The sequence below is a fragment of the Burkholderia cepacia complex sp. TUM26381 genome (genome assembly GCF_057439935.1).
Map to the genome: position 1 here is coordinate 18,940 of NZ_CM172006.1, position 26,526 is coordinate 45,465.

At 66.5% G+C, this 26,526-nt stretch carries 27 protein-coding genes and 1 tRNA gene; 7 read left to right on the forward strand and 21 right to left on the reverse strand.

Annotation, left to right across the window (positions count from 1 at the left end; all coding sequences use genetic code 11):
* Positions 1-142 precede the first annotated feature (142 nt).
* From ACWMMN_RS00075 to ACWMMN_RS00090, 4 genes are all read right to left on the reverse strand, one after another.
* Positions 143-1,306 carry a hypothetical protein gene (locus ACWMMN_RS00075; RefSeq protein WP_486422874.1) on the reverse strand — a complete coding sequence of 388 codons (1,164 nt, stop codon included), beginning with the start codon at positions 1,304-1,306 and terminating at the stop codon, positions 143-145.
* Between the two features lie 149 nt (positions 1,307-1,455).
* Positions 1,456-2,070 carry a hypothetical protein gene (locus tag ACWMMN_RS00080; protein ID WP_486422875.1) on the reverse strand — a complete coding sequence of 205 codons (615 nt, stop codon included), beginning with the start codon at positions 2,068-2,070 and terminating at the stop codon, positions 1,456-1,458.
* A gap of 61 nt (positions 2,071-2,131) precedes the next feature.
* A complete protein-coding gene (locus ACWMMN_RS00085) occupies positions 2,132-2,461 on the reverse strand; it encodes a hypothetical protein (RefSeq protein ID WP_059232848.1) in 330 nt (109 codons plus the stop codon).
* Between the two features lie 31 nt (positions 2,462-2,492).
* Complete coding sequence (locus tag ACWMMN_RS00090) at positions 2,493-2,753, reverse strand: hypothetical protein (protein ID WP_486422876.1); 261 nt, start codon at positions 2,751-2,753, stop codon at positions 2,493-2,495.
* Between the two features lie 587 nt (positions 2,754-3,340).
* Between ACWMMN_RS00090 and ACWMMN_RS00095 the strand changes: the two genes are divergently transcribed.
* Positions 3,341-3,417: transfer RNA gene (locus tag ACWMMN_RS00095), tRNA-Val, on the forward strand.
* A 311-nt stretch (positions 3,418-3,728) separates the two neighbouring features.
* On the forward strand, positions 3,729-4,241 hold the full coding sequence (locus tag ACWMMN_RS00100) for a DUF2628 domain-containing protein (RefSeq protein ID WP_486422877.1): 513 nt from the start codon (positions 3,729-3,731) through the stop codon (positions 4,239-4,241).
* An 87-nt stretch (positions 4,242-4,328) separates the two neighbouring features.
* On the opposite strand, the gene ACWMMN_RS00105 is transcribed toward ACWMMN_RS00100, so the two are convergent.
* Both ACWMMN_RS00105 and ACWMMN_RS00110 read right to left on the reverse strand, forming a co-directional pair.
* Positions 4,329-5,210: a sigma-70 family RNA polymerase sigma factor gene (locus tag ACWMMN_RS00105; protein ID WP_174994595.1), complete on the reverse strand. Its 882-nt coding sequence runs from the start codon at positions 5,208-5,210 to the stop codon at positions 4,329-4,331.
* Positions 5,210-5,686: a carboxymuconolactone decarboxylase family protein gene (locus tag ACWMMN_RS00110; RefSeq protein ID WP_486422878.1), complete on the reverse strand. Its 477-nt coding sequence runs from the start codon at positions 5,684-5,686 to the stop codon at positions 5,210-5,212. Before ACWMMN_RS00110 ends, ACWMMN_RS00105 begins: the two co-directional genes overlap by 1 nt.
* Positions 5,687-6,211: 525 nt before the next feature.
* Here ACWMMN_RS00110 and egtB point away from each other — a divergent pair.
* The 5 genes from egtB to ACWMMN_RS00135 all read left to right on the forward strand — a co-directional run bounded on the left by egtB (position 6,212) and on the right by ACWMMN_RS00135 (position 9,873).
* Positions 6,212-7,435 (forward strand): ergothioneine biosynthesis protein EgtB, encoded by a 1,224-nt coding sequence (gene egtB, locus ACWMMN_RS00115; RefSeq protein ID WP_059232844.1) that lies wholly within the window; start codon positions 6,212-6,214, stop codon positions 7,433-7,435.
* A complete protein-coding gene (gene egtD, locus ACWMMN_RS00120) occupies positions 7,419-8,432 on the forward strand; it encodes an L-histidine N(alpha)-methyltransferase (RefSeq protein ID WP_342703304.1) in 1,014 nt (337 codons plus the stop codon). Before egtB ends, egtD begins: the two co-directional genes overlap by 17 nt.
* Positions 8,433-8,725: 293 nt before the next feature.
* A complete protein-coding gene (locus tag ACWMMN_RS00125) occupies positions 8,726-9,031 on the forward strand; it encodes a hypothetical protein (RefSeq protein WP_021162263.1) in 306 nt (101 codons plus the stop codon).
* Positions 9,032-9,068: 37 nt separating this feature from the next.
* Entirely contained in the window at positions 9,069-9,323 is a 255-nt protein-coding gene (locus ACWMMN_RS00130) for a hypothetical protein (protein ID WP_059232842.1), read from the forward strand.
* A gap of 187 nt (positions 9,324-9,510) precedes the next feature.
* Positions 9,511-9,873, forward strand: coding sequence for a hypothetical protein (locus ACWMMN_RS00135; RefSeq protein ID WP_486422879.1), 363 nt, complete (start codon positions 9,511-9,513; stop codon positions 9,871-9,873).
* A 257-nt stretch (positions 9,874-10,130) separates the two neighbouring features.
* On the opposite strand, the gene ACWMMN_RS00140 is transcribed toward ACWMMN_RS00135, so the two are convergent.
* The 15 genes from ACWMMN_RS00140 to fliL all read right to left on the reverse strand — a co-directional run bounded on the left by ACWMMN_RS00140 (position 10,131) and on the right by fliL (position 26,522).
* Positions 10,131-13,157 carry a type III restriction-modification system endonuclease gene (locus ACWMMN_RS00140; protein ID WP_174994589.1) on the reverse strand — a complete coding sequence of 1,009 codons (3,027 nt, stop codon included), beginning with the start codon at positions 13,155-13,157 and terminating at the stop codon, positions 10,131-10,133.
* A complete protein-coding gene (locus ACWMMN_RS00145; RefSeq protein WP_174994588.1) occupies positions 13,157-15,175 on the reverse strand; it encodes a site-specific DNA-methyltransferase in 2,019 nt (672 codons plus the stop codon). Before ACWMMN_RS00145 ends, ACWMMN_RS00140 begins: the two co-directional genes overlap by 1 nt.
* A gap of 314 nt (positions 15,176-15,489) precedes the next feature.
* Positions 15,490-16,620 (reverse strand): porin, encoded by a 1,131-nt coding sequence (locus ACWMMN_RS00150; protein ID WP_059232838.1) that lies wholly within the window; start codon positions 16,618-16,620, stop codon positions 15,490-15,492.
* 281 nt (positions 16,621-16,901) lie between these two features.
* Positions 16,902-17,579 (reverse strand): response regulator, encoded by a 678-nt coding sequence (locus tag ACWMMN_RS00155; RefSeq protein ID WP_059232837.1) that lies wholly within the window; start codon positions 17,577-17,579, stop codon positions 16,902-16,904.
* A gap of 13 nt (positions 17,580-17,592) precedes the next feature.
* Positions 17,593-18,960, reverse strand: a complete 1,368-nt coding sequence (locus ACWMMN_RS00160; protein WP_486423211.1) for a sensor histidine kinase — start codon at positions 18,958-18,960, stop codon at positions 17,593-17,595.
* Positions 18,961-19,048: 88 nt separating this feature from the next.
* The gene (locus tag ACWMMN_RS00165) at positions 19,049-19,906 is read right to left on the reverse strand and encodes an ABC transporter permease (RefSeq protein ID WP_011350459.1); all 858 of its coding nucleotides are present in this window, start codon (positions 19,904-19,906) and stop codon (positions 19,049-19,051) included.
* 38 nt (positions 19,907-19,944) lie between these two features.
* Positions 19,945-20,742 carry an ABC transporter ATP-binding protein gene (locus ACWMMN_RS00170; protein WP_040142661.1) on the reverse strand — a complete coding sequence of 266 codons (798 nt, stop codon included), beginning with the start codon at positions 20,740-20,742 and terminating at the stop codon, positions 19,945-19,947.
* Between the two features lie 112 nt (positions 20,743-20,854).
* On the reverse strand, positions 20,855-21,859 hold the full coding sequence (locus tag ACWMMN_RS00175) for an ABC transporter substrate-binding protein (protein ID WP_059236557.1): 1,005 nt from the start codon (positions 21,857-21,859) through the stop codon (positions 20,855-20,857).
* 152 nt (positions 21,860-22,011) lie between these two features.
* On the reverse strand, positions 22,012-22,794 hold the full coding sequence (gene fliR, locus ACWMMN_RS00180; protein ID WP_174994586.1) for a flagellar biosynthetic protein FliR: 783 nt from the start codon (positions 22,792-22,794) through the stop codon (positions 22,012-22,014).
* A 23-nt stretch (positions 22,795-22,817) separates the two neighbouring features.
* Entirely contained in the window at positions 22,818-23,090 is a 273-nt protein-coding gene (fliQ, locus tag ACWMMN_RS00185; protein WP_006491272.1) for a flagellar biosynthesis protein FliQ, read from the reverse strand.
* Between the two features lie 20 nt (positions 23,091-23,110).
* Positions 23,111-23,872, reverse strand: a complete 762-nt coding sequence (fliP, locus tag ACWMMN_RS00190; RefSeq protein ID WP_486422880.1) for a flagellar type III secretion system pore protein FliP — start codon at positions 23,870-23,872, stop codon at positions 23,111-23,113.
* Positions 23,873-23,908: 36 nt separating this feature from the next.
* Positions 23,909-24,484, reverse strand: a complete 576-nt coding sequence (gene fliO / locus ACWMMN_RS00195) for a flagellar biosynthetic protein FliO (protein ID WP_059232833.1) — start codon at positions 24,482-24,484, stop codon at positions 23,909-23,911.
* Positions 24,481-24,972: a flagellar motor switch protein FliN gene (gene fliN, locus ACWMMN_RS00200; protein ID WP_059232832.1), complete on the reverse strand. Its 492-nt coding sequence runs from the start codon at positions 24,970-24,972 to the stop codon at positions 24,481-24,483. The genes fliO and fliN overlap by 4 nt, the downstream gene beginning before the upstream one ends.
* Positions 24,965-25,963 (reverse strand): flagellar motor switch protein FliM, encoded by a 999-nt coding sequence (fliM, locus tag ACWMMN_RS00205; protein WP_059232831.1) that lies wholly within the window; start codon positions 25,961-25,963, stop codon positions 24,965-24,967. The genes fliN and fliM overlap by 8 nt, the downstream gene beginning before the upstream one ends.
* Before the next feature lie 22 nt (positions 25,964-25,985).
* Complete coding sequence (gene fliL, locus ACWMMN_RS00210) at positions 25,986-26,522, reverse strand: flagellar basal body-associated protein FliL (RefSeq protein ID WP_059232830.1); 537 nt, start codon at positions 26,520-26,522, stop codon at positions 25,986-25,988.
* Positions 26,523-26,526: the final 4 nt, after the last annotated feature.

Genomic DNA, 26,526 nt, shown 5'->3' on the forward strand with positions numbered 1-26,526 from the left:
GCACGCGAATCCGCTTACGCAAACGACCAGCCGCCCCTGCACACAGCAGCATTTTCACCACGATGGCCGGTGCGTTCCTGCACCGTTCGAAGTGCGCCCCACACATCGTCGCGTCCTCGATCCAGACGGCTGATGTCGACACTCATGGCACGCACTGAATGTCGGAATCGTTCACCTTCGCCGTATTGCCCTGCGGTGCCCGCATCTCCGGAAACAGTCGCGCAACCGGCTGTTGCGAGGCCACCCAGTCCGGATAATCGGCCTGCATGTCCTGCAACAGCCGGGCGCGGTTGTCTTCGTTATAAGACGCCCGGATCAACGCGAGCGTCGAATAGGGTGCCTTCATGGGCATCTCGAAAGCAGGCAGCTCGCCGAACGCATCCAGCCGGCTCCCGACCACCGCCACTGCGTTCAACGGCGGCAACCCGGACGATCTGGCCTTCATGCGCCGCCAGCTACAGACCTGTTCGACACGCGTCGGGTGTTCCGACAGCGGCACCTCATCGGCCGGCGCCGCCTCCGCTTGCGGCAATTCGACCGCGTAAACGTACGCGGGCTGCGCCTTCCAGGGGTGGGGTCTCTCGGACCACATCCGCCAGTCCCAAAGCGGAAGGTAATCCTCCGGCCAGGTATAGCGGAGTCCCATCCGGTCGCCCCACTTCACAGGTACGCCAATGTTTCCCGGATAGTCGTCACCGAGCACACGCGGCCTGGCGTCGTCATTGCTCACGATCAGATAGAGAACGCCATGCCGGACGAGGATGACAGGAATCGGAAGACGCGGCCCCGGAGACCAGTTACCTACCGAGTATTTGATCGGCGGCAGTATCACGCCGCGCTTGAGAAAGTGCCGGCCGCCATCCTGCGAAAGAAACACATTGACAAGCGGACAGGGAATGTTGCTGGACCACTCGCCATTACATCGGCGACTACGGAACACTCCGCCGAGCAATACGATCGTCTCAGGATCGTCCGTCCGAAAGGTGGTGTACTGCAAGTCGCTTTCGTCGGGAAAAAACGTCGAAATGTGGCGCGCGTCATCGACAAAGCGCCACTCGGCACGCTCGGAGAAGTTGGTGCGTGGAATCAGGATCGGCGCAAGCTCCAACGAGCGATGTGCATCGAACTGCACCCAGGGATAGTAAGGGCCGACGATGATTCTGGGGTCGTTCGTGACCGCCTGCGCACCGGTGCCGATCGTGGCCGCCAGAAGCAGCGTCGACAACCGCATTGAAAACGACTTGCGCTTCGCGCTCAGGAACGGCAATTTCGTCGCGCCCCGCATTCGCGCAAGCAATCCGTGCATAGTCTTCCCGCCTCTTTGATTGGTGTTATCTGGCTATGAACCGGCCTCTCGAGCTGCCATCGTATCAGCAGACCGGTGCAGCCCTCCCGGATCGGCACGTCGCAGCCCGGTATCGGAATCTCCGTGCATGTCGCCGAAGACGCGCCCCCTCACCGCTCGACTGCACAGCATTTCGAGTCGGATGAGAGCAGGATGTCCACACGCGACTGCCGCACACCATTCCCGCCATGCCGATCTCGCTCACCCGTGGTTTGCACAGCGTTTCGAGTGTTCTTCGGGGTGGTTGTCCACAATCGAACGCCTTTTGCATCGATGGTTTGCGAGGACTCGGCGTTCCACGCGGATGCCCACCGACGCATCCCCCTGCGTTCACCGCTGTTTGCGAATCGGTTATTCACATGCCAGGCCGATGCTGCGCGCGTATCGAACGATATCGGCGATCGAGTCATTTCATCCCGAATACCCCGAGGGACTTCACCCGTTTCCGGCGAGATGGCGTATTCGATCGACTTCCCAAGCCGGTTCGCGTTGCCCAGTCCGCGCATGCGTGGAATCAGCTTAGCGGGGAATCTGACGGCGATGACGGCGTCGTCGGGCTCCGGGTCCGCCATCGATGCCCTTCTGTCCTCGATGCAGATCTCGACGTTGGGCAGACCCTGCCCGGCCTTCGCAAAATCCTCATAGGCGAGCTTCAGGCCGAGCACCGTCGCGGTATTGAGCTGGACGGAATATCGTTCGACCGTGCCGAAATTCAGCTTGCTCATCGTGCTCTCCACGCATCACGGATTCATGCTGGTCTGCGGCGCTTGCCGCAGCTCGCGTGATTCAGTCATGCCGTTCGATGACGTATTGCGCCGGCCCGCGCCATGCAACCGAGCGGTACCCGCGTCGAACGCCGCCGATCTCGCGGTAATACTCGACGAGCGCCTGCGGGCTCCAGTCGCGGCCTGCGGAGAACAGCGCATCGAGATCGATGAGCGCAGCTACGAGCGCCTGGCGGTCGTTGTCGTCTGCGATCGCTCGTTCCCAGCGATCGGAATGCCGAGCAAAGCCCAACCGGATCAGCCCATCTGCGGCAGCCGAGACGTCGGTCACGACAACCGCAACGTGGCCGGCAATGTCCGTCACCAGCATCTCATCGACAGGGGCCTTCATCGCGCGCTTCGCCCAGTGTCGTTCGCTGTGATCATCCTGCCTCCTTCGTGAGCCATCTAACGATCTCCGCGAAGTCTTCGTCAGAGAGCTTCCCGACACGATCGACAAACACCCGGTAGTCGAGATCGAACTTCACGTTGAATCGCTCACCCTTGTAGCGGCAACACAGAACGTCGGCTTCCGGGATCGACACGCGTTGCTCGAACACGATGTCGCCCGGATGTTGCTGCATCCGGTACACGACTGTGTCGATATCGAGCGCGTCGAGTTGGGTCAACGAAGAATCGGTCATGTGCCGTGAGCCGGTCCACCGGGCCTTTGCATCCTGGATGCCGGCGATTCTACAGACATGACGGCTCACGCATCACCCACGCGCTTCACAGCTTCCCGATTCGTTCCTCTGTTCGCTGCACGCCGTGCATATCCTGCACGGATCACAGTCGACGGACTGTGCTTATCCAAAGGTGTTAACAGGGTTCGTATATATACGTAGTGATAGTTAACAAGCGCTGTGCCCCACAGTGGATAACCTCCGTAACGCACTGAATTTTCAACACGAAGCCGGATGCATAACCATGGGCGTGGCACGTGAACAGCTCCGCGCAGCACAGAACAACTTTTCGTCGATTCACAGACTCGCCGACATATCCTCAATCGTTCCACTGTGAATCCAGAGGCTTGCCGGACGGTTATCCAGAGGGCAATGTGGATAACCTCACTCCACACCGACGCGTTTTGCTGTGACGCGAACAGGTGAAGGCAACGTGCCCGGCATCGCCAGGCACCATCGATCGTCAGCGTCCGCACGCGCCGATTCAAAAAATTTTCACGAAGGGGCTTGTGCTCCTCCAAAACCCTCTCTATAATTCGCGGCTTCTTAGGCTCGTAGCTCAGTTGGTTAGAGCACCACCTTGACATGGTGGGGGTCGTTGGTTCGAATCCAATCGAGCCTACCAACGAACAAAATGAAGGGGTCCGGCAGCACAACTTGCCTACAGGCAATGCGGCTCGCCAAACATACAAACGCCACGCGGCAACATCGCGTGGCGTTTTTCTTTTCCGGTCCGAAACAGCGCAGGGTGCCCCGATGCGTTGCGCGACACACGGCCCGGCCTCGCATCGTCACCGACATCCCGACCCGCCATACAACCGCCATTGCGCGGCGAGTAGAATCGTGTGCATGTCGAAGCGGCTGCACCTCGCGTCGCCCGATTTCCACCGCATCAAAACAACAACGCGCGCGCCGCGCAACCGAGAGCACACGACCATGTCCGAGGTCACGACCGCCGCATCGTCCGCGAGCAACGACGAAGTCACCGCATACGTCGGCAAGAACGCCGGCTGGTTCGAACGAAAATGGGCGATCGCCGAATCGCGCAAGAGCCGGCAGTCGTGGAACTGGGCCGCGTGCTTCCTGGGCCCGGTCTGGATGGCCTATCGATGCATGTACTGGCAGGCGGCCGCGGTGCTGGGCGTCACGCTCGGCATCACGCTGGTCGAGCTGCTGTACTTCCCGAGATACTTCGAATCGAGCACGCTCGACCCGGTCACGATCGGGATCGCGGTGTCGCTCGGCTGGTACGGGAACGGCATCTTCAAGACGCACGTCGAACGCAGGATCGAGAAGCTGCGCCCGAACGCGACATCCCGCGAATCGTTTCTTGCGCTGCTGGAGGCGCAAGGCGGCACGAACTGGCTTGCGGCGACGGGCTTCGCGATCGCCACGCCGATGCTCGGCCTCCTGATGATCTTCTTTCGCAACGTCGTCGTCGCGATGTAGTAACGGGCGACCGGCAAAGCTGGGCGGCGAAAGCAGGAAGGCGCGAGTGGAGGGCGGCCACGCCGTGCTGGCGCACGGCAGCCGCACTCAATGCAGATGCTTCAACTTGTCAGGATTCCGCACGACATAGATCGCGACGATCTTCCCGTCGTCGATCTCGAGCGCAGTGGTCTGCAGCTCGCCGTCCGCTTCCAGCGTGACGAACCCCGGCAGCCCGTTGATGAACCCGGCCCGCACGAGTTTCGACGCATGCGTCGCGAACAGCCCGGCCAGGTACTCGTGCACCTTCATCACCGGTTCGAAGCCGAACACCGGCTTGCCGGCCGCCGTGCGCTTGCCGCCGCCATCGGAATGCAGGCTCACGTCCTCGGCGAGCATCGCGCCGAGCGTGCGCATGTCGCCGCTGCGTGACGCCGCGAAGAACGCCTCGGCCAGTTCGATCCCGCGCTGCTTCTCGACATGAAACCGCGGCCGCGCCTCGCGCACGTGGGTACGCGCCCGCGCGGCGAGCTGCCGGCACGCGGCCGCATCGCGCTGGATCGTCGTGGCCACTTCGTCGAACTCGAGGCCGAACACGTCGTGCAGCAGGAACGCCGCGCGTTCGAGCGGCGAGAGCCGTTCGAGCGCGAGCAGCAGCGGGAGCGTGACGTCTTCCTGTTCATCTTCCTCGACGACCGGCTCGGGCAGCCACGGGCCGATATAGGTCTCGCGCTGATGCCGCGCAGACTTCAGCTGATCGAGGCACATGCGCATCACCATGCGGCGCAGGAACGCCTCGGGTACGCGCACCTCGGTACGGTCGACGTCCATCCAGCGGATGAACGCGTCCTGCACCATGTCCTCGGCATCCGCGACGGAACCGAGCATCCGGTATGCGACGCGGATCAGCGTGCGACGCAGCGGGTCGAAGCTCGCCGCCGCGTCGGCCCGTGCTTCGGCGCTGCCCTTGGCCGGGTCGAGGTTCGTCATCAGGCCACCATCTTCGCGGCGGCGGCCTTCGCATCGGCCGGCTCGATCCACAGCCCGAAGCCGACGGCGAGCCGGTTCCAGCCGTTGATCACGTTGATCATCAGCGTGAGTTTCACCTGTTCCTCCTGGCTGAAATGGTCGTTCAGCGCCGAGTAGGCCGCTTCGTGCGCCGCGTGGCCCTCCGACAGCCGCGTGAGCGCTTCGGTCCACGCGAGCGCCGCGCGTTCGCGGTCGGTGTAGCAGGGTGCCTCGCGCCACGCGGCGAGCAGGTAGATGCGCTGCTCGGTCTCGCCTTGCTCGCGCGCCTCGGCGGTGTGCATGTTAATGCAGTTCGCGCACGCGTTGATCTGCGATGCGCGGATCTTGACCAGCTCGATCAGCGTCGGCTCGAGGCTCCCGGCAGCGGCGACCGACACGGTCATCCAGCTCTTCATCAGTGCGGGGGCGGCGGCAAACGGATTGAGTTTCGCAGTCATGGTTCCTTCTCCTTTCGTGTGGGTTCCGGCGATATGACGAGCGAGCCCCCCGCATGTGTGACATCGGCACAAAAAATTCTTGAAGCGCGTGTGGATGCGGATCGCAAGTGAAGGGCGGAGCGGTTCGACGCCATGCCGATGACCGCGCACGACAGCGTTCATCAGACAAACTCGCGCGCCGCGCGGCTGTCATGGGCCGTCAGTAGCCACCCGCGCAGGCCGGCACGCGGCAAAGCCCGCCCGGACAGGCATCCCCGCGTCGTCACGCCTCCGACACATGCGAAACCGACACTTTCATTTTTCTTTCGACCGTGTTTCGCCGGCATCCCGATTCGCAGCATTCACATTTCTGGCCCATACTGTTCTGCACGGGCAGATGAAGTGACGCCGCATCTGCGGCCCGGCGCGCGCGCCGGCTGCCCGTCGACGCAGCAGCAGGTCGCACGTCAGCCGCGCGCATCACGCGCAAGGCTTTCCCTTTTCCGGCAACGCAACGCAGCGAATCGCGACGTGGACGGTAAACCGATGAGCCTCCTTGCATCACAGCTTCAGCGCCGTTACCAGGACGTGCGCACCCATAGCGTCGCGTTGACCGCGACGCTGTCCGCCGAAGACCAGGCCGTGCAGTCGATGCCCGACGCGAGTCCGACGAAATGGCATCTCGCGCATACGACCTGGTTCTTCGAAACCGTCGTGCTGATGCGCCGCGTGCCCGGCTACGCGCCGTTCGACGACGCGTTCCAGTTCCTCTTCAATTCCTATTACGAAGCGCTCGGCCCGCGCCATCCGCGGCCGCAGCGCGGGCTGCTCACGCGCCCGTCGCTCGACGAGGTGCATGCGTACCGGCAATACGTCGACGACGCGATGCTGCGCGCGCTGGCCGGCGCCGATGCGGCGCTGCTCGATGCGATCGCGCCCGAGGTCGTGCTCGGCCTGCACCACGAGCAGCAGCACCAGGAACTGATCGTCACCGACATGCTGCATGCGTTCTCGTGCAATCCGCTGAAGCCGGCGTTCCGGCCGCGCAACGGGATGGACGGCGACGCAATGGCCGCGGGTGACGCCGGCGCGCAGCGCTGGCTGCATCAGCCGGGCGGGCTCGTCGAGATCGGCCACGACGGCGACGCGTTCTCGTTCGACAACGAACGGCCGCGCCACACGGCGCTCGTGCGGCCGTACGAGATTGCGAACCGTCTCGTGACGAATGCGGAATTCGCGGCATTCGTCGCCGACGGCGGCTATGTGCGCCCCGAGTTCTGGCTGTCGGACGGCTGGGCCACGGTGCAGCGGGAAGGGTGGCAAGGGCCCGCGTACTGGATGCCCGACGACGACGATGCAGCCGCCACGCGCGTGCGGCGCACGTTCGGCCTGCACGGCGTCGAACCGCTCGCGCCCGATGCACCGGTGTGCCACGTGAGCTTCTACGAAGCGGCCGCGTATGCGGAATGGGCCGGCGCGCGGCTGCCGACCGAATTCGAATGGGAAACCGCGTTCCCCGCCGAAGGCATCCAGCAGATGCTCGGGCACGTATGGCAGTGGACGCGTTCGTCCTACGAGCCGTATCCGGGCTTTCGGCCGCTCGCGGGCGTCGCGGCCGAATACAACGGCAAGTTCATGGTCGGCCAGCAGGTCCTGCGCGGCAGCAGCATCGCGACGCCGCCGGGGCACGAACGGCCGACGTACCGCAATTTCTTTCCGCCGGCGGCACGCTGGCAATTCACGGGGGTGCGACTTGCGCGAGACGTCTGACCAGACGGCCACGAGCGGTGGCCAGCAACCCGCCCGCGATTCGCGGCCGAGCGCGTTCGAGCGCGACCTGATCGACGGACTGTCGCGCACGCCGCGCAGCATTTCGCCGAAATACTTCTACGATACGGCCGGCTCCGCGCTGTTCGATCGCATCTGCGAACTGCCCGAGTACTATCCGACGCGCACCGAGCTCGGCATTCTGCGCGATCGCGCGGCCGAGATCGTGCGGCGCGTCGGCCCGCATGCGGACATCGTCGAATTCGGCGCCGGCTCGCTCGAGAAGATCCGCGTGCTGCTCGACGCGTTCGCGGGCAACTATGCGAACGCGCCGGCACGCTACGTGCCGGTCGACATCTCGGCCGATTACCTGCACGGCGCGGCCGCGCGGCTGCGATCGGCCTATCCGTGGCTCGACGTCGCGCCGCTCGCGGCCGACTACACGAAGGCCGAGCAGCTGGCCGAGCTGACCGAGACGCCGAGGCGGCGGATCGGCTTCTTTCCCGGCTCGACGATCGGCAACTTCTCGCCGGAAGAAGCCGACGCGTTCCTGCGCGATGCCGCGCGGCTGCTGCGCGGCGGCGGCCTGCTGGTGGGCGCCGATCTCGTGAAGGACGAGCGCACGCTGCACGACGCGTACAACGATGCGCAGGGCGTCACCGCGCAGTTCAACCTGAACCTGCTGGTGCGTGCGAACGCGGAGCTTGGCGCGGATTTCGACGTCGATGCGTTCTCGCATTGCGCGTTCTACGATCGCGAGCGGCAGCGCATCGAAATGCATCTCGTCAGCGACATCGCGCAAACGGTGCATGTGCGCGGCCACGCATTCCGCTTCGAAGCCGGCGAGCGCATCCACACGGAGAACTCGCACAAGTTCACGATCGACGGCTTCCACGCGATCGCGCGCCGTGCTGGATTCGAGCCCGATACCGTGTGGACCGACGCGGACAACCTGTTCAGCCTGCATTGGCTGCGCAGCGTCGACGATATCCGCGCGTAACGCCTGCTGTTGCGAACCGCTCGTGCCGCACGGCGCGGGCGGTTCACTTTCCGCGCATGCCGGCGAGCCCGATCGAATCGCCCGGTTTCGTGCCGAATCTTCCTTTTTTACCGGCTCGATGCACCGCTGCAACGGTGTTTCGAGTGCGACCTCTCCCTTGTCCCGCAAGGCTTTGTGGGCATCCGTAAACGTCCGTTACCTGTCTCGCATACCCGTTTCACCTGTGTCCGTGTCCGGTGCCTAGACTCCGAACCGTATTCACATGACGCACGACACGTGCAGGGAGTCGCGAGATGAGCAAGAAACTTATTCTCGGTGCAGTTCTCGGTGTAGCGGCGCTGGCAGCTTCGGGTGTCGCGTCGGCCCACGTCGACCTGTCGGTCGGCATCGGCGTGCCGGGCGTCTACGCGGCGCCCGCACCGGTCTACGTCGCGCCGCCGCCGCCCGTCATGTACGCGCCGGTCGGCTACCGCGATGACGGCTGGCGCGGCGATGGCTGGCGTCAGCGCGAATGGCGCGAACACGAGTGGCGCCGCCGTGAATGGCGCGAGCACGAGTGGCGCGACCGCGGCGGCTGGCGCGGCGGCCGCTGGGACTAAGCGGCCCGACTGATCACCACGAGAGGAGAGTGACAACATGATGCCCATTCGACACATCAGGCTGTGCGCCGCCGCCGCTGTCGTTGCGCTCGCAACGCTCGGCAGCGCGCACGCGGCGGGCTGCATGAAGGGTGCGGTGGTCGGCGGGGTCGCCGGCCACTACGCGGGGCACCACGCGGTCGTCGGTGCGGTCGGCGGCTGTATCGTCGGCCACCACATGGCGAAGAAGCAGGCGCAGGAGCAGGCCGCGCAGCACAAGGCCGCCGTGCAGGGCATGCAGCCGGCGCAGTAAGCACTTCATCACCGGGGCGGCGCTGCGGCGCCGCCACCGCCTGCCTCGTTCCCCGTTCATGCAAGACCCGGATTGATCCGACGAATGCGCGGCGCGCGCATCGTTACGATCATTTACAACGTCGTGTGGCGCGGATTTTGCGCGTTCATAGAATGCAGTCACACGAACGCGCTCCAGGGAGCACAAGATGAAACAGCAACGAACTCTGTCCGTACTGACGGCCGCGCTGTTCGCGCTCGGCTCGGTGTCCGCCTACGCGGCGGCCGGCGGCAACGGCGGCGGTCATGGCGCAGGCGGCTCGGGCGGCAACGCGGGCGGCATGTCCGGCGGCCACATGAGCGGCCAGGCGCTGAGCAGCTCGAACGGCATGCACGCGGGCGACCGCGACAAGGGCCTGTCGCGCGCGGTCGACCGCTCGGACACGATCGCCGATCGCGCCGGCGTGCAGCCGGGCCGCGGTCACACGCACGGGCATGCGCATGGCCATCCCGCGCATGCGTCGACGTCCACGCATCATTCGCATCACAACGCATTCGGACGCACGCTGTAAGCACGGCGTACGCATGCGATGAAAGGGCGCTTCGGCGCCCTTTTTTCATGGCGGAAACGCAACGCGGCTGCCGCGCGGAAACGTCGTGCCGACCCGATTTGCAACCAGCGGTAACCGCGCTGCGTTCAGGCAAGAATACGGTTAGCTTTCGCGTGGACGACAGACGAGAAATCGGCGCGTGAAGAGTGCGCCGCGACGGTGTCTGGCACGCCCGATCAACGTTAAAAAAAAGGGCGGCTCATCGCCGCCCCTTCGTCTTACCGCCCGGCGCTCGCCAGCGGCACCGCAGGCTCGAACAACGCGTCGGCCTGGCGCACGCGCACGAAGCGCGCCGCGCCGTCGCCATCGACCAGCGCACGGAAATGCGCTTCGCCGCACGCGAGCTTCGCGCGCTCGTGTTCGCTCGGCACGGGGCCGTCCGTATTCGGCGTATCGACGACGAAATACAGCCGCTCGCCGCCGTCTTGTTCCGCAAGTACGGCCCAGTCCGGATGATAGCTGCCGAGCGGCGTCTGCACGCGGAACCACGCGGGCAGCTTCGCGTACAGCTTCACGCCGTCGTGCGCTTCGAGCGCATCGGCGAATACACGCTCCGCGTCCGTCTCGCACACCACCGCTTCGTGAATCGACTTCTGCGCGTCGGGCCGCAGGTTGCGCAGGTAACCGGTCAGCGCTTCGCTCTCGAACGATTCGAGCGCATGCACGTGGCGCTCGCCGAGCTTGCGGTACGCGATGCCCGCGACCAGCGCGTGGCGCTTGCAGCGGTTGATCGCATCGGCCGCGACCGTGATGAACTGCTGCGGATTCACGCGGAAATCGTCGAGCCGGCCGCTGTCGGCCAGGATCGTCGCAAGCGAACGGCGCGTGAGCTGCGTGCGGTCCTGCAGCTCGGTGAGCAGGTCGGGCAGCGGCAGCTCGCCTTCGTCGATCAGCACGGTGCCGGCGCCGGCCACCTCGATCGCCTCGATGCCGGCCTTGCCGATGTCGATCTCGGCCTTGCGCCACTGCAGCCGCGCACGCGCGATGTCCGGCGCGTCGTGCAGCGCGGCCGTGCAGTCGCGCACGAGCTTCGCGTTGTCGAACTCGACGCGATACACGGTGCGATGGCGGATCCGGTCCCACAGCGCGCGGAACTCGTCGCCGAACACGACGGCCTTGCCCGACGCATCGCGCCGCAACGCGATCGCGCGGCGCTCGTCGGCGTTGCGCACCGCGAAGCGGCCCGACAGCTTGCGCAGCGTCGCGACGATCGGCGCGCGCAGCATCTCGAACGCATCGGGCAGCACCAGCGCGCTCTGGCGCAGCGCATCCTTCAGCCGGTCGAGCACCTTGCCTTGCGCGTCGACGTAGCCCTGCTCGTGCAGGTGATTCCACAGCACGCACGACAGCTCGATGCCGAGCGCATGCGCGGGCCCGTCGCCTTCCTGCACGGGCAGCGCCGCGAACTGGTGTTCCTCGACGATGCCGAAACGGATGCCCGTATCGGCCTCGATTTCCTTCTGCAGGTTCTCCGCGAACGACTCGTAGCGCTCGGTCGCGATCACGGTGAGCGTGTTTACGCCGGCGTCGCGCACGCGTTCGCCGTCCTGGTCGACGGCGAGGCGCAGCCCGCGGCCAAGCGTCTGGCGGCGCTCGCGCTCGGTCTGGATGTCGCGCAGCGTGCAGATCTGGAACACGTTCGGGTTGTCCCAGCCTTCCTTCAGCGCCGAGTGCGAGAAGATGAACTTCAGCGGCGTGTCGAACGACAGCAGCGCTTCCTTCTCGCGCATGATCAGGCCGTACGCACGCTCCGCGTTCTCGCGCGCCGCCGCGCTGCTTTCGCTCGTGTCGGTCCAGCCGCCCTTGCGGTCGATCGAGAAGTAGCCGTTGTGCGCGCGCCCGACTTCGAGCGCGACGTCGACGCCGTCGAACAGCGCACGGTAGGCCGGCACGCGCGCCGCGCGCGCATATTCCTCTTCGAAGATCAGCGCGTAGTCGCCCTTCACGGGCATGCCGTTCTCGTCGTAGCGGCGATAGCGTTCGACCGAATCGACGAAGAACAGCGACAGCACCTTCACGCCGCGCTCCGCGAGGCGCAGCTCCTTGTCGAGATGCTCGCGGATCGTGCGGCGGATCATCTCGCGCTGCACGGCGAGCGTGTCGATGTCGCCGAACGCCTCGCCGAGCGACAGGAATGCCTCGCCCTCCGGATGGCGCAGCTCGACGTACTCGGCGCCCTTCACCGCATGCACTTCGCCGATCCGCAGCCCCGCATACAGCGCGCGCCTGGTCAGGCGTTCGAGATCGTCGCCGTCGGTGGCCGTCACGATCTGGCGCTTCACGCCGGCCGTCGTCGCGACATCCAGCTCGACGCGTGCGCTGATCGCGCCGCGCCGGTTCGACACGCCGACAAGCCGCAGGTACGGCTTGTTGTGCGCATCCTCGACGATCGCCGATGCAATCTCGATCTGCTTGACGAGCTTGCGCTCGTACGCGTCGACCGCGTCGAGCCGGTACACCATGTGGTGACGGTCGACGTGCGTGGCCGAATAGCGCAGCGTGCAGAGCGGCGCCATCGCGGCGAGCGCTTCGCGGCCGCGGCCTTCGAGGCCGCCGTCGACGCTCTGCGGCTCGTCGACGATCACGATCGGCCGCGTCGCGCGGATCAGGTCGATCGGCTTCTCGCCGCCGGTCTTCTCGCTATCCTTGTAGAGGTTGTTGATTTCCTTCTTGTTGATCGCGGCCACCGTCATCACCATGACCTGGATCGCCGCGCTCGCCGCGAAGTGGCGCACCTGGCCGAGCTTCGCGGAGTCGTACAGGAAGTAGTCGTACGGCACGCCCGCGTACAGCGCGCGGAAATGATCCTCGGTGATGGACAGCGTCTTGTGCACGCCTTCCTTGATCGCGATCGACGGCACGACGATCACGAACTTCGTGAAGCCGTAGCGGCGGTTCAGCTCGAAGATCGTGCGCAGGTACACGTAGGTCTTGCCGGTGCCGGTCTCCATCTCGACGGTGAAGTCGCGCGAGCCGGGCTGGCCGGACGGCGGCAGCCCGCCGCGCAGCTGCACGTCGGCGAGATTGCGCGCGAGCGCGTCGTCGGTCAGCGACAGCCGGTTGCCGACGCCCTGTTCCGACACCGCGAAGCCGAGCGAGCCTTGCGCGGCGGCCGTCGTGCCGGGCGCGGCGTTCGCGAGCACGCTGAAGTCGCCGCGATACGATTCCTGCCCGCGAAACAGGTCGCAGACGGCGTCGATCGCCTCGCGCTGGTAGTCGAGATCCGCTTCGAAATGCAGCCGCATCACAGGCTCCGCACGCGCTTCACGCCGTGCTGTTCGAGCAGCGCGGCGAGATTGAGCTTCGCGACGTCGTCGACGAAGCCGCTGTCGCGGAACAGGCACGTGACGTCGCGCGTGGCGCCGGTCGCGTCGAGCAGGTCGACGATGCCGTCGGCGAGCGGGCCCGCGTCGTCGCGCGCGATGCGCGCATCGAAGCACGCGACGATCGAGCGGCCGATCAGGTGCACGGTCTTACCCGCCACCTGGTGATGCTCGACCGGCGTGCACAGGTCGAGGCCGAGCTTCAGCGTCAGCTCGGCGAGCAGGTCGTCCTCGGTGCGGCCGGTCTTCACGTGTTCGACGGACGCGAACAGCGCGTGGTCGAAATCGTCGCGGCGCGGATCCCACTCGATCACGTTGGTCGTGTCGAGCCGGTACACGCGGAAGCCGAGGTCGCCATAGCTTTCCGGATAGTCGCGCGCGACCTGCTGCGCGGTGCGGCGCAGGCGTTCCTTGGTGATTTCGGCGAGCGTCAGCGGCTTTTTCAGCTTCGCGCAGAAGTCGGCGGCCGCCAGTTGCGTCTTGTCGCGGCGATCGAGCGCTTCGGGCAACTGCACGAGGATGTAGCGGCGCGCGCCGCCGTCGGTCGCGTTCACCTGCATCACCGCGTGGCCGGTCGAGCCGGAGCCCGCGAAGCAGTCGAGCACGATGTCGTCGCCGCGCGTGCACCAGCCGATCACGGCCGCCGCAAAGTCGACCGGCTTCGGCAGGTCGAACGGGATGCCGAGCGTCTTCAGCAGCGCGTCGTCGGAGCCGGCGAACGGCAGCACCGACGGCACGTTCTCGTACATGTTCTCGTCGAGATAGTAGATCCGCTGCGGCTGCGTGCTTTCATCCGCGCCGAATTCGATCTGGCCGCGCTCGATCAGCGCCTGCATCGTCGCGGGCGGGTTGCGCCAGCCGCGCGCCGGCATCGCGCACGGCTTGCCGGTGACCGGGTGGATCAGCGGCGTGAAATATTCTTCCGGCGCCTTCTTCTTGTTCGGCCAGGCCATCGACACGAGGCGGTACACGCGGCCTTCTTCCGACAGCCGGTCGTACATCACCTCGCCGCCGGACAGGTTGGTCTGCGCCTTCATCCACGCGCGGTAGGCCTTCTGCGCGTCCTTTGCGTTGCCGCTGCGGTACACCGCGTCGTGCGCGGCGTCGAGCATGCGCTGCGCATTGCGCTTCGGGCGCTTGAGCGGCGCCTGTTCGAGCAGCGTCTCGGCGTTGCGCGCGAACAGCACCAGCGATTCGTGCTGGTACGCGACGCCGCGCGCGTCGCCCTTCGGGTTGCGCTTGTCCCACACGGCCACGCCGAGCTCGTTCTCCTCGCCGAAGATCTCGCGCAGCATCAGCACGAGCGCATGCACTTCGTGCTCGTCGATGTGCACGGCGATCAGCCCTTCGTCCGACAGCAGCGCGTGCGCGAGCTTCAGGCGCGGATACATCATGTTCAGCCAGTCGGTGTGGAACCGGCCGTTCGCCTCGGTATTGGTGCTGCGCTTCACGCCGCCCTGGGTCTGCCCGGTCATCGCCAGGTAGTGGCGGATGCTGTCGCTGAAGTCGTCCGGATAGACGAAATCGCTGCCGGTGTTGTACGGCGGGTCGATGTAGACGAGCTTCACCTTGCCTGCGTAACTCTTGTGCAGCAGCTTCATCACGTCGAGGTTGTCGCCCTCGATCACGAGATGGCGCGTGTCGTCCCACGCGACGCTGTCGTCGGGGCAGGGCCGCAGCGTGCCCGTCGACGGCGTGAGCGCGGCCTGGCGCGCGCTGCGCTTGCCGTGCCAGTGGAAGCCGTAGCGCTCGTCGGCGTCGCCGACCGTGCGTTCGCCGATCAGCGCCTTCAGCACGTCGACGTCGACCGACGCGCCGTCCGGGCCTTCGGTCACGAGTTCGGGGAACAGCGCCTTCAGGCGCGCGACGTTGTCGGCGGTGAAATCCGTCGACATCGCCTGCGGGCTGGCCGCATCGAGTTTCTGCATCGTCTTTTCCATCGGAGCCCGGCCGCGCGCGCCAGGACGTCGGGCGTGCTCACGGCACCGGCGGCAATGGCCGCCCGGGCAAACCCGAAACGCTATCGAGTCGGTCGGCGCAGGTCAAGCGCGGATGTGGGCCGATCGTGCGGGCATCGGCCGCGATCGCCCGCCGGACGGGCCGCAAGCGGTTTCGGGCCGGTTGTCGCACGGTGCCGCCGGCGGCACCGGGAACAGGACGAAAAAAAGGGCACGGTCGGCATCAAGCGCCGGCGTGCCCGCATGGAGAATCCCGGATGGAGGGTGCGGCGGGGCCCGAAGGGCCCCGCTGAAGGTCAGAAGCGCGTACGGATGCCCGACGTCAGTTCGAGCTGGTTCTTCGCGCCGAACGTCGACGACACCGTGTAGCCGCCATGCAGCTTCATGTAGTCGCCGGCCAGATACACCTCGGTGCGCTTGCTCAGGTGATAGAACACCGACCCGTAGATCGTTTCCTTGAAGCCGTTGGCGACACCGTTGGTCAGGCTGAACGCGCCGAGGTTCGCGTTCGGCGTGAAGCCGTCCGCGTTGTTCGCGGCGTTCTTGACGCGCATCTGCTGGTAGCCGAGCTCGTAGTCGAGCGCGCCCTTCGGCGCGATCTTCATCGACACCGTCCACGAATCGTCGTGGCGCTGGCCGAGCGAACCCTGGTCGCCGTTGTAGCGGAAGTAGCCCGCATTCAGGCGCACGATGCTGAACGTGTAGTTGCCGCCGACCGAGAACGTCTGGTTCGTGAAGCCGCCGTTGTTCACGTGGTTGTAGAAGCCCGACACGTTGAACGGGCCGCCGTTGTAGCCGAGCGCGACCTGGTACGCGGAGCCGGTCGCGAACTGCGTCGAGTTGCTGAACTGGTAGCCGGCGCTCGCGAAGATGCCGTTGCTGAACAGCTTCTTCCACGCGATGCCGTTGTTGTAGCGCGTGCCGGTCGGGCCGGCCGCGTAGAAGATCATCTGCTTGAAGTTGTTCGAGTTGGTCCAGCCGCCTTCCTCGGTCGACAGCTTCGCGGAGCCGTACGGGTCGCCGTAGATCGCGGCCGCGTCGCGCGCGATCGTGTTCTGGAAGCCGGCCGTCAGCTTGCCGAAGCGCTCGTCCTCGACACCCACCCACGCGTCGCGGTCGAAGATCTGGCCGCTGTCTTCCATCTGGCCGTTCGCGACCACGAATTCGCTTTCGAGGCGGAAGATGATCTTCGTGCCGCCACCGATGTCTTCTGCACCGCGCAGGCCCCAGCGGCTGCCGCTGAACCACGGCTCGCCTTCGTTGCCCATGCCGATCACGTGATTGCCGTTCGCGTCGGCGTGGGTCCGGTAGGTCGGAAAGCTCAGGTCCATCAGGCCGTAGAGCTGCACGCTCGATTGCGCATGCGCCTGGGTGCCGGCGCACAGGCCAGCCGCCGCGATGGAAAGGGCAAGGGTTTTTCGTTTCAAGATCGTCTCCTCCGAGCTGCCGCATTGAAATCTGGTCGTTGGCAGTACGTAATGTATGCCGACTCTTGCCGGCCACAGCGAGAGGGCCGACGCGTAGCATCGTAGAGCGTGCAATCCTTCACGACGCTTTCCCGGACGCAAGAATCGGATCGGTGAAAACACCGAACGCGCAACAATCACGGATCGGGCAGGCGTGCGCAAGCAGACCTGCCGGGCATCCGGCTGGCCTGGGCGACCTTTCGTGCTACGAATCGACGTTCCGTGCGACGGGAACGTGCCCGTCAGTCCTGCGTGCTCTTCATGCGCAGGATGTAACCGAGCCCGCGCAGCGTGATGATTTCGGCCGTGCTGCCCGCGAGATGCTTGCGCAGCCGGTGAATGTAGATGTCGATCGCGTCGGCGCTCGGCTCGTCGTCGAGCGCGAACACGCTGTCCATCAGCCGCGCCTTCGATACCGTCTTGTTCTGCTGCAGCATCAGCGTTTCGAGGATCGCATGCTCGCGGCGCCGCAGCGCCAGCACCGTTTCGCCGCAGCGGAATTCGCGCGTGCCGAATGCATAGACGAGATCGCCGCACACGAGCTGCGTCGTGCCGACGCCGGCCTGCCGGCGGATCAGCGCGCGGATTCTTGCGACGAGTTCGCGCGACTCGAACGGCTTCACGACGTAGTCGTCGGCGCCCGCGCCGAAGCAGTCGACCTTGTCGTCGACCGAGCCGTGCGCGGTCAGCATCAGCACCGGCACGTTGTCGTTGCGGCGCCGCAGCCGGGCGAGCACCTCCTTGCCGCTGATGCCGGGCAACCGCATGTCGAGCAGCACGGCGTCGTAGCGTTCGGTCTTCAGCACGGTATCGGCGCGTTCGCCGTCGCCGACGCAGTCGACCGCGAAATCCTCGCCGCGCAGCAGGGTCACGATCCAGTGCGCGAGTTCGGCGTTGTCTTCGACCAGCAGGAGTTTCATGACGGCTTTCTCTTCAATCGTAGGCGGGCAGCCGTACGGTCACGACGATACCGCGATTGCCGGCCCCCGGCGCGAGCGACGCGCCGCCGCCATGCGCCTGCGCGATCTCGCGGACGATCGCGAGGCCCAGGCCCGAGCCTTCGGTGTCGGCCGACACGCGGTAGAACCGCTTGAACACATGCGGCCGCGCTTCGGCCGGGATGCCGGGGCCGTTGTCGACCACCTCGAGCACGATCGTGTCGCCGTCGCGCCGCGCGCAGACGGTCACGCAGCCACCCGGCTGCGTGTAGCGCACCGCGTTGTCGACGAGGTTCATCACCAGCGCGGTCAGCAGGCTGTCGCTGCCCGCGACGTCGAGCCGCTCGCCGAGATCGGCGCCGAGGTCGATGTCGCGCCGCTGCGCGAGCACGATCGTCTCCTCCAGCACGCTCGACACCACGGCCGCGAGGTCGACGCGATGGGTCAGCAGCGTCGACGGCGTCGCTTCCGCATGCGCGAGCAGCAGCAGCTTGTCGGTCACGTCGGCCATCTTGCGGCTGCTGCGCTGCATGCTGTCGAGCACCGTCGCGAGCTCCGGATCGTCGTGCCCGCGCCGCTGCGCGTACTGGATCTGCGTGTCGAGCACCGCGATCGGCGTGCGCAACTGGTGTGCGGCGTCGGCAATGAAGCGGCGCTGCGTGGCCGTGTGCGTGTTGAGCCGCGCGATGCACTGGTTGATCGCGTCGACGATCGGCCGCAGTTCGTGCTGGAGCCGCTCGGGGCGGATCGGCTCGAGTTCCATCGGCCCGCGGTCGGCGACGTCGTCCTTCAGTTTCATCAGCGGGCGCAGCTCCAGCGTCAGCCCGAGATAGACCAGCACCACCGCGAGCACCAGCATCAGCGACAGGCGCACGAGCTGCGGCCGCCAGATCGTCGCGACCATCGCGCCGTACGAGCGCGTCGTCTTCGCGACGACCACCGTGACGGTTTCGACCCGGCCCTCGTCGTACAGCTGGCGGTCGTAGGCCACCGCGCGCAGCGGCACGCTGTCGAGCGACGTGTCGTACAGCGTCGGCTCGACGCCGTGCCGCGCGGGCAGGTCGAGCGCCGGATTGCCGGCGAGCAGGCGGGCGTGGCCGTCGATCACCTTGTAGAACACCGAATCGCCCGACGGCGACTCGAAGATCTCCAGCGCGGCCGGCGGCACGTCGGCGACCGGCAGGCCGTTGCGCCATTCGATGTCCTCACCGATCGTGCGCGCGGACGCGACGAGCGCGCTGTCCTGCACGAGCCCGGCCGTGGTCCGCGCGGTGTCGTACGACATCGCGCCCGCGATCAGCACGAATACCGCGAGCGGCAGCAGCAGCCACCACAGCAGCCGCCCGCGCAGGCTGTGCGCCATCCTGTTGCGCTCCTTCTCCGAAATGCCGAACCGCGCCGGGGGCGCCGGCGCGGTCGGGAGTGTCATGTCAGGCGTCCGCCGGCGGCGTTCAGAACGCCGCGGGCCGCCACTTCAACAGCCGCTTCTCGAGCCAGGTCAGCAGGTAGTCGGCGGCCAGCGCGACCACGGCCAGCACGATCATCGCCGCGAACACGCCGCTCGCGTTGAACGCGCCCTGGGCGGTGGAGATTAGCAGCCCGATACCCTGCTTGGAACCCAGGAATTCGCCGACCACCGCACCGACCAGCGCGAAGCCGAAGCTCACGTGCAGGCTCGCGAGAATCCAGCTCAGCGCGGACGGGATCACGACGGCCGTGGTGATCTGCCGGCGCGATGCGCCGAGGATCTGCGCATTCGCGATCAGGTAGCGGTCGGCTTCGCGCACGCCCTGGAACGCGTTGCCGAACACGACGAAGAACACCATCACGACGGCCAGCGCGATCTTCGACGCCATCCCGAGGCCGAGCGCGATCACGAAGATCGAGCCGAGCACGACGCGCGGAATCGAGTTCGCGATCTGGATGTACAGGCCGAACACGTCGGCCATCAGCTTGTTGCGGCCGAGCACGATCCCGCAGATCACGCCGGCGACCGAGCCGATCACGAAGCCGATCCCGGTTTCCTCGAGCGTGACCCACACCTGCGTGAGCAGCGGGCCCTGCGACGTGCCGTTCACGAACCAGTCCTGGATCTGGTCGAAGATCAGCGACGGCATCGAGAAGAAGAACGGATCGATCCACTTGAGCCGGGCGGCGAGTTCCCACCCGCCCAGTACGATCACCAGCACGGCGATCCGCAGCGTGACGATCAGGTTGCGCCGGCGGCGCAGCCGGCGTTGTGCGGCGCGCTCGTCGTCCTCGAGCGTTGTCGCCGGAATGGCGGTGGGGGGAAGCGTCATGTCGGTCATGCTCCTGTCCTTGCTGTCCTTGCCGTGCGGCGTATGCGTCAGCCGATCTGCACTTCTTCGCGCAGGTCGTGCCAGATGTCCTTGGAAATTTCGATGAAGCGCGCGTCGTAGCGGATCTCCGACGTGACGCGCGGGCGCGGCAAGTCGATCTCGTACACGCGCTTGAGCGTCGCGGGGCGCGCGGTCAGCACGAACACGCGGTCGGCAAGCGCGATCGCCTCTTCGAGATCGTGCGTGACGAACACGACCGAGCCCTTGTTCGCGGACCAGAGCTGCAGCAGCTCGTCCTGCATCAGCGTGCGGGTCTGCATGTCGAGCGCGGAGAACGGCTCGTCCATCAGCAGGATTTCCGGCTGGTTGATGAAGGTCTGCGCGAGCGCGACGCGCTTCCTCATCCCGCCGGACAGCTGGTGCGGGTAGTGCTTCGTGAACTTGTCGAGGCCGACCTTGCGGATCCATTCCTCGGCCTGCGCATACGCGACGTCCTTCGAGCGGCCGCGAAACAGCGGGCCCGCCGCGACGTTGTCGATCACGTTGCGCCACGGGAACACCGCGTCGGCCTGGAACACGAAGCCGATGCGCGGATCGATCCCGTCGACCGGGCGGCCCATCACGCGCACTTCGCCCGACACGGGCTTGAGCAGCCCGGTGATCAGGTTCAGCGTCGTCGACTTGCCGCAGCCGGTCGGCCCGACGATCGCGATGAATTCGCCGCGCGCGACGCTCATGCTGAAGTCGCGCAGCGCGACGGTGGCTTTGCCTTCCGGCGAAATGAAGCGGCACGACACGTTGCGAAACTCGATCGCCGGTGTGCTCGGGGAGACTGCCTGGTTCATCGCATGGATCCTGCGGGTGAAGAGGGCGTCGCATCGTGGCGACGCCGGGCCGGCCAGCCGGACCGGAACGGGGAACGCACGGCGGCGGGATCGCCGCCGCCGGCGCCGCTCGTTACTTCGCGTTCACGAAATCGTTCGTGAAGGTGCGCGCCAGGTCGATGTGCTTGCCCTTCACCGACGGGTTGAACGCCGACAGCACCTTCAGCACGGTCGCCGGACCGTCGGCCGGCATCTTCGCGTCGGCCGTGTACATCGGCAGCGACGCCTTCAGGGCGGACACGTACAGCGCCTTGTCCTTCTGGTAGTCGGCCGGCATCTTCGCGGCGATCTCCTCGGCGCTGTGCGTATGGATGAACTGCATCGTCTTCGCGAACGCATGCGCGAGCCTGGTCGCTTCCGCCTTGTGCGAATCGGCCCACGCCGACTGCACGTACAGGCTCGCGGCCGGGTAGGTGCCGCCGAGCGCGGCGCGCGTGCCGTCGACGGTGCGCATGTCGACCAGCACCTTCGCGTCGCCCATCTTCTCGAGCGCGGACACCGTCGGCTCGGTCGTCATGCCGGCATCGATGCGGCCCTGCTTGATCGCGGCGATGAAGCTCGCGTCGGCGCCGACCGGCAGCATCGTGTACTGCGTGGACGGCACGCCGTGCTGCAGCGCGAGGTATTGGGTGAGGAAGCTCGTCGACGAGCCGAGGCCCGTCACGCCGAGCGTCTTGCCCTTCGCGTCGGCCATCGACTTGAACGTCGGCGCGGCCTTGGTCGACACCATTTCGACTTCGCCCGGCACCTGGCCGAACACGGCGATCGCCTTCACGTCCTTGCCCTTGCTCTGCAGGTCGATCGTGTGGTCGTAGAAACCGACGACGCCCTGCACGGCACCCGCGAGCAGCTCGTTCTCGGCGTCGACGCCGGCCGGCTGCGACAGCAGCTCGACATCGAGCCCTTCGGCCTTGAAGTAGCCGAGTTCCTGCGTGAGCCGCGCGGGCAGGTAGATCAGCTTTGCGATCCCGCCGACCATGATCGTGATCTTGCCGCCGTCGTCGGCGAAAGCGGGGTGAGCGGCAAGCGCGCAGCTCAGGCTGGCTGCCACGGCGAGGGTGCGCAGGATGGGTCGCATCGGGTCGTCTCCGTTCGTTGTATTCGTGTGGCGCGATGCGTGCTGCATCGTCACAACGAGTATAGGGACGCGAAACCTTCCGCTACCTTTCGCGGGCCGGCGATTCCTTTAGGGGTTTTCCAGCAACGGGGGGCGAACGGGGCCGGATGCGGCTAGCGCCAGCCGATCAGCACCCGCCCCATCGTGTCGAGCCCCATGTCGAACAGGTGCGACACGAACGGCACGAGGTTCGGGATCATCAGTTGCACGAGCAACAGCCCGACGAGCATCGTGACGGGAAAGCCGATCTGGAACACGCCGATCTGCGGCGCCGCGCGGTTCAGGATGCCGAGCGCGAGGTTAGCGATCAGGAGCGCCGCCACCACCGGCAGCGCAAGCAGCAGCCCCATCTCGAACACGGTCGCGCCGAACGCGGCGAGCGTGCGCCAGCCCGGCGCGTGCAGCAGGTCGGCCGACACCGGCAGCGACTGGAACGACGCGGCGAGCGCGGCAAATACCTGCAGGTGGCCATCCACCGCGAGGAACGCGAGCATCGCGACCGCGTTCAGGAAGCGGCCCATCACGGGCGTCGCGCCGCTCGTGTGCGGATCGAAGAACGTCGCAAAACCGAGGCCCATCGACAGCCCGATGAAGTCGCCGGCCGCCTCGACGGCCGCGAACACGACCTGCATCGTGAAGCCCATCGCGGCGCCGATCAGGAACTGCGTGACGAGGATCCAGATGCCCTGCGCGGAGAACACGGTGACGTCCGGCATCGCGCCGAGCGTCGGCGCGACGACCAGCGCCATGAACGCGGCCAGGCCGATCTTCGCGCGCACGGGCACCGACGCGTGGCCGACGACGGGCGCCGTCGCGACGAGCGCGAGCATCCGCACGAACGGCCACAGGAACGCCGTGAGCCAGCCGTTGAGCTGCGCGTAGGTAACCGAGAACATTGCCGCCGGGTGCTGCGCGCGGCTCAGCCGACGCCGAGCGTCGCGACGTGCAGCAGCGTCTGCCGCAGGTAGTCGAGCATCGTCGTCAGCATCCACGGGCCGGCGATCACGAGCGTCGCGGCGACCGCGAGCAGCTTCGGAATGAACGACAGCGTCGCCTCGTTGATCTGCGTCGCGGCCTGGAACAGGCTCACGACGAGGCCGACCGCGAGCGCGACCAGCAGCAGCGGGGCCGCGAGCAGCAGGCCGACCATCATCGCCTGGTGGGCGAGGGTCATCACTTGTTCGGGCGTCATCGTGCGTGTTCCTCCGCGGCTTACGTGAAGCTCTGCGCGAGCGAGCCGATCAGCAGCTGCCAGCCGTCGACCAGCACGAACAGCATCAGCTTGAACGGCAGCGACACGGTGGACGGCGACACCATCATCATCCCCATCGACATCAGCACGCTCGCGACGACCATGTCGATGATCAGGAACGGGATGAAGACCGTGAAGCCGATCTGGAAGCCCGTCTTCAGCTCGCTCGTGACGAACGCGGGCACCAGCAGCGACAGCGGCACGTCCTCGGGGCCCTGCATCGGCGCGGCCTTCGAGATCTTCGCGAACAGCGCGAGATCGGTCTCGCGGGTCTGCTTCAGCATGAAGGTCTTGAACGGCGCGACGCCGCGCTGCACGGCCTGCTCCATCGGCATCGAGCCGTCGGAGAACGGCTTGTAGCCGTCGTTGTACGCACGGTCGAGCACCGGCGACATCACGAAGAAGGTGAGGAACATCGCGAGGCCGACGAGCACCTGGTTCGGCGGCGTCGTCGCGGTGCCGAGCGCCTGGCGCAGCAGCGACAGCACGATGATGATGCGCGTGAAGCTCGTCATCATCAGCAGCATCGCCGGCAGGAACGACAGCATCGTGAGCAGCAGCATCGTCTGCACGCTCAGCGAATAGGTGGTGCCGCCGTGCGGGCCCGGGCTCGCGTTGAACGCGGGCAGGCCGTTCGCCTGCGCATGGGCGAGCGCCGGCGCGAGGCAGAGGATCAGCACGGGCGCGACGCGCGACGCACGACGCAGGAATTCGTGTTTCATTGGAATGCGGGGTCGGAAAGAGGGCGCGGCGCCATGTCAGCGGTCCTTGCCGCGACCGAGGCGCTTCGCGGCTTCGCCCGCGAGCGCGTCGCGGAACCGCGAGCCGAACGTGCCGGGCAGGCTGCCGTCGGACGGGGCGCCGCCGGCGGCGGCATCGGCCGGGGCCGAGCCCGCCGTCGCGGTGGCCGCCGCCGAACCGGCCGGCAGCGTATGCAGCAGGCGCACGTTGCCCGGCGCGACGCCGAGCACGAGCCAGGTGTCGCCGATCTCGACGATCGTCGCGCTTTCCTTCGTGCCGACCGCGACGCTCGACACGACCTTCAGCGGGCCGCCGCGCCGCGCGGGCTGGAAGCCGAAGCGGCGCGCGAGCCATGCGCATGCGAACACGAGGCCGATCACGACCGCGAGCCCGACGAGCGTTTGCAGCACTGCGCCGATGCCGAGCGACGGCGCGGCCGAACCGACCATCACGCTCGACGCGATCGCACCGGCATGGTTCACCGCGTTCATGTCGGCGGCGCCGGCCGGCGCGCACGCGAGCGATGCGACGACGGCTGGCGCCGCCGCTGCAAGCGCGTTGCACACGCGGTGGCCGGGCTTCACGACTGTCATCGATTCAGTTTCCGGATGCGTTCGGCCGGCGTGATGATGTCGGTCAGGCGGATGCCGAACTTGTCGTTCACGACCACGACCTCGCCCTGCGCGATCAGGCAGCCGTTCACGAGCACGTCCATCGGCTCGCCGGCGAGGCCGTCGAGCTCGACGACCGACCCCTGCGCGAGCTGCAGCAGGTTGCGGATCGCGATCTTCGTGCGGCCAAGCTCCACGGTCATCTTGACCGGGATGTCGAGGATCATCTCGATATCGTTGTGCGTCGAGGTCGACGCGGCCTTCGACAGCGGCTGGAACACGCCGGCGCCCGTCGCGCCGGCCTGCACCGGCTGCTGGTTCTGCTCGGCGAGCGCGGCCGCCCAGTCGTCCATGCCCGGATCTTCCTCCGCCGCGGCCGGCGCCGCCTGCGCGTCGGCGGCCGAAGCCGCGAGGGCCGCGTCGGCCATCGCCTGGATGTCGTCGTCGGGCGTCTGGTTCAGCTCACTCATATCCACCTTCCTTCATCGTATCGCCCGCGCTGATCATCTTCTGCACGCGCAACGCATATTGACCATTGAAAATTCCGTAGCCGCATTCCATCACCGGCACGCCGTCAACCTTCGCGGTGATCGTGTCCTCGATCTCCAGCGGCAGCACGTCGCCCGCGCGCAGGTTCAGGATCTTCTCGAAGGTCGACGAGATCTCGGCGAGATTCGCGGTCAGCTCGACCTCGGCGGCCTGCACCTGCTGCGACAGCACGCGCACCCAGCGGCGGTCGACTTCGAGTGCCTCGCCCTGGATCGGCGAACTGAGCACGTCGCGGATCGGCTCGATCATCGAGTACGGCATGCAGATGTGCAGCGTGCCGCCCGTCGGCCCGAACTCGATCGAGAACTGCGTGACGATCACGATTTCGTTCGGCGTCGCGACGTTCGCGAACTGCGTGTGCATCTCCGAACGCACGAATTCGAACTGCAGCGGCCGCACGCTCTTCCATGCGGTCGCGTAGTGCTCGAACACGAGGTTCAGCAGCTTGCCGATGATCCGCTGCTCGGTGGCCGTGAAATCGCGGCCTTCGACGCGCGTGTGAAAGCGCCCGTCGCCGCCGAACAGGTTGTCGACGACGAAGAACACGAGATTCGGGTCGAACACGAACAGCGACGTGCCGCGCAGCGGCTTCACGTGCACCAGGTTCAGGTTCGTCGGGATCGGCAGGTTGCGGGTGAACTCGCTGTACTTCTGCACCTTCACCTGGCTGACGGAGATTTCCGCCGTGCGCCGCATGAAGTTGAAGATGCCGATCCGCAGCAGGCGCGCGAAACGGTCGTTGATGATCTCGAGGCCGGGCATCCGGCCGCGGACGATCCGCTCCTGCGTCGCGATGTTGTAGGGGCGGACGCCCGATGTGTCGCGCTGCTCGTCGACTGCATCGGTTTCGCCGGTGACGCCCTTGAGGAGGGCATCGACCTCCTCCTGGGACATGAACTCCTGGTGACCCATACGCGCTCCTTTCGCGGCCGCGTTACTGGACGACGAACTCGGTGAACAGCACGTCGTCGACCTTCGCGCGCTGGTTGCCCGGTTGCGTCGGCTGCTCGATCAAGTCCCGCAGTTCCTTCGCGAGCGAACGTTTGCCGTCCGGCGTCGCGAGTTCCTCGGGATGCTTGTTCGACAGCGCGAGCAGGATCCGGCTGCGGATCTCCGGCATCCGCGCGGTCAGCTGCTCCTGCGCCTTCGGGTCGGTGAGCTTCAGCGACAGGCCGACGCGCAGGTAGTGCTGCGCGCCGTCGTCCGACTGCAGGTTCACGGTCAGCGGATCGAGCGGGAAGAACACCGGCGCGGCAAGCGGCGCCGGCTCGGCGGGCGTGCTCGCATGGCCGACGCCTTCCTTGCTCAGGAACACGTACATGCCGCCGGCTGCGGCGGCGGCCGCGCCCAGCGCGACGATGGCGATGAGTGCGATGCGCTTGAACTTGCCGGACGAAGCCGGCTTGTCGGCGGTCGGGTTTGCGGTCGTGGAGGCCATGTGAATGCGTGCGTGATGTCTCGTAGCATGCATTGTT

Coding starts and splice junctions, on each gene's coding strand:
- ACWMMN_RS00075 (WP_486422874.1), bottom strand. CDS start 1,306: ATGCACGGATTGCTTGCGCGAATGCGGGGCGCGACGAAATTGCCGTTC.
- ACWMMN_RS00080 (WP_486422875.1), bottom strand. CDS start 2,070: ATGAGCAAGCTGAATTTCGGCACGGTCGAACGATATTCCGTCCAGCTC.
- ACWMMN_RS00085 (WP_059232848.1), bottom strand. CDS start 2,461: ATGAAGGCCCCTGTCGATGAGATGCTGGTGACGGACATTGCCGGCCAC.
- ACWMMN_RS00090 (WP_486422876.1), bottom strand. CDS start 2,753: ATGACCGATTCTTCGTTGACCCAACTCGACGCGCTCGATATCGACACA.
- ACWMMN_RS00100 (WP_486422877.1), top strand. CDS start 3,729: ATGTCCGAGGTCACGACCGCCGCATCGTCCGCGAGCAACGACGAAGTC.
- ACWMMN_RS00105 (WP_174994595.1), bottom strand. CDS start 5,210: ATGACGAACCTCGACCCGGCCAAGGGCAGCGCCGAAGCACGGGCCGAC.
- ACWMMN_RS00110 (WP_486422878.1), bottom strand. CDS start 5,686: ATGACTGCGAAACTCAATCCGTTTGCCGCCGCCCCCGCACTGATGAAG.
- egtB (WP_059232844.1), top strand. CDS start 6,212: ATGAGCCTCCTTGCATCACAGCTTCAGCGCCGTTACCAGGACGTGCGC.
- ACWMMN_RS00125 (WP_021162263.1), top strand. CDS start 8,726: ATGAGCAAGAAACTTATTCTCGGTGCAGTTCTCGGTGTAGCGGCGCTG.
- ACWMMN_RS00130 (WP_059232842.1), top strand. CDS start 9,069: ATGATGCCCATTCGACACATCAGGCTGTGCGCCGCCGCCGCTGTCGTT.
- ACWMMN_RS00135 (WP_486422879.1), top strand. CDS start 9,511: ATGAAACAGCAACGAACTCTGTCCGTACTGACGGCCGCGCTGTTCGCG.
- ACWMMN_RS00140 (WP_174994589.1), bottom strand. CDS start 13,157: ATGCGGCTGCATTTCGAAGCGGATCTCGACTACCAGCGCGAGGCGATC.
- ACWMMN_RS00145 (WP_174994588.1), bottom strand. CDS start 15,175: ATGGAAAAGACGATGCAGAAACTCGATGCGGCCAGCCCGCAGGCGATG.
- ACWMMN_RS00155 (WP_059232837.1), bottom strand. CDS start 17,579: ATGAAACTCCTGCTGGTCGAAGACAACGCCGAACTCGCGCACTGGATC.
- ACWMMN_RS00160 (WP_486423211.1), bottom strand. CDS start 18,960: ATGGCGCACAGCCTGCGCGGGCGGCTGCTGTGGTGGCTGCTGCTGCCG.
- ACWMMN_RS00165 (WP_011350459.1), bottom strand. CDS start 19,906: ATGACCGACATGACGCTTCCCCCCACCGCCATTCCGGCGACAACGCTC.
- ACWMMN_RS00170 (WP_040142661.1), bottom strand. CDS start 20,742: ATGAACCAGGCAGTCTCCCCGAGCACACCGGCGATCGAGTTTCGCAAC.
- ACWMMN_RS00175 (WP_059236557.1), bottom strand. CDS start 21,859: ATGCGACCCATCCTGCGCACCCTCGCCGTGGCAGCCAGCCTGAGCTGC.
- fliR (WP_174994586.1), bottom strand. CDS start 22,794: ATGTTCTCGGTTACCTACGCGCAGCTCAACGGCTGGCTCACGGCGTTC.
- fliQ (WP_006491272.1), bottom strand. CDS start 23,090: ATGACGCCCGAACAAGTGATGACCCTCGCCCACCAGGCGATGATGGTC.
- fliP (WP_486422880.1), bottom strand. CDS start 23,872: ATGAAACACGAATTCCTGCGTCGTGCGTCGCGCGTCGCGCCCGTGCTG.
- fliO (WP_059232833.1), bottom strand. CDS start 24,484: ATGACAGTCGTGAAGCCCGGCCACCGCGTGTGCAACGCGCTTGCAGCG.
- fliN (WP_059232832.1), bottom strand. CDS start 24,972: ATGAGTGAGCTGAACCAGACGCCCGACGACGACATCCAGGCGATGGCC.
- fliM (WP_059232831.1), bottom strand. CDS start 25,963: ATGGGTCACCAGGAGTTCATGTCCCAGGAGGAGGTCGATGCCCTCCTC.
- fliL (WP_059232830.1), bottom strand. CDS start 26,522: ATGCATGCTACGAGACATCACGCACGCATTCACATGGCCTCCACGACC.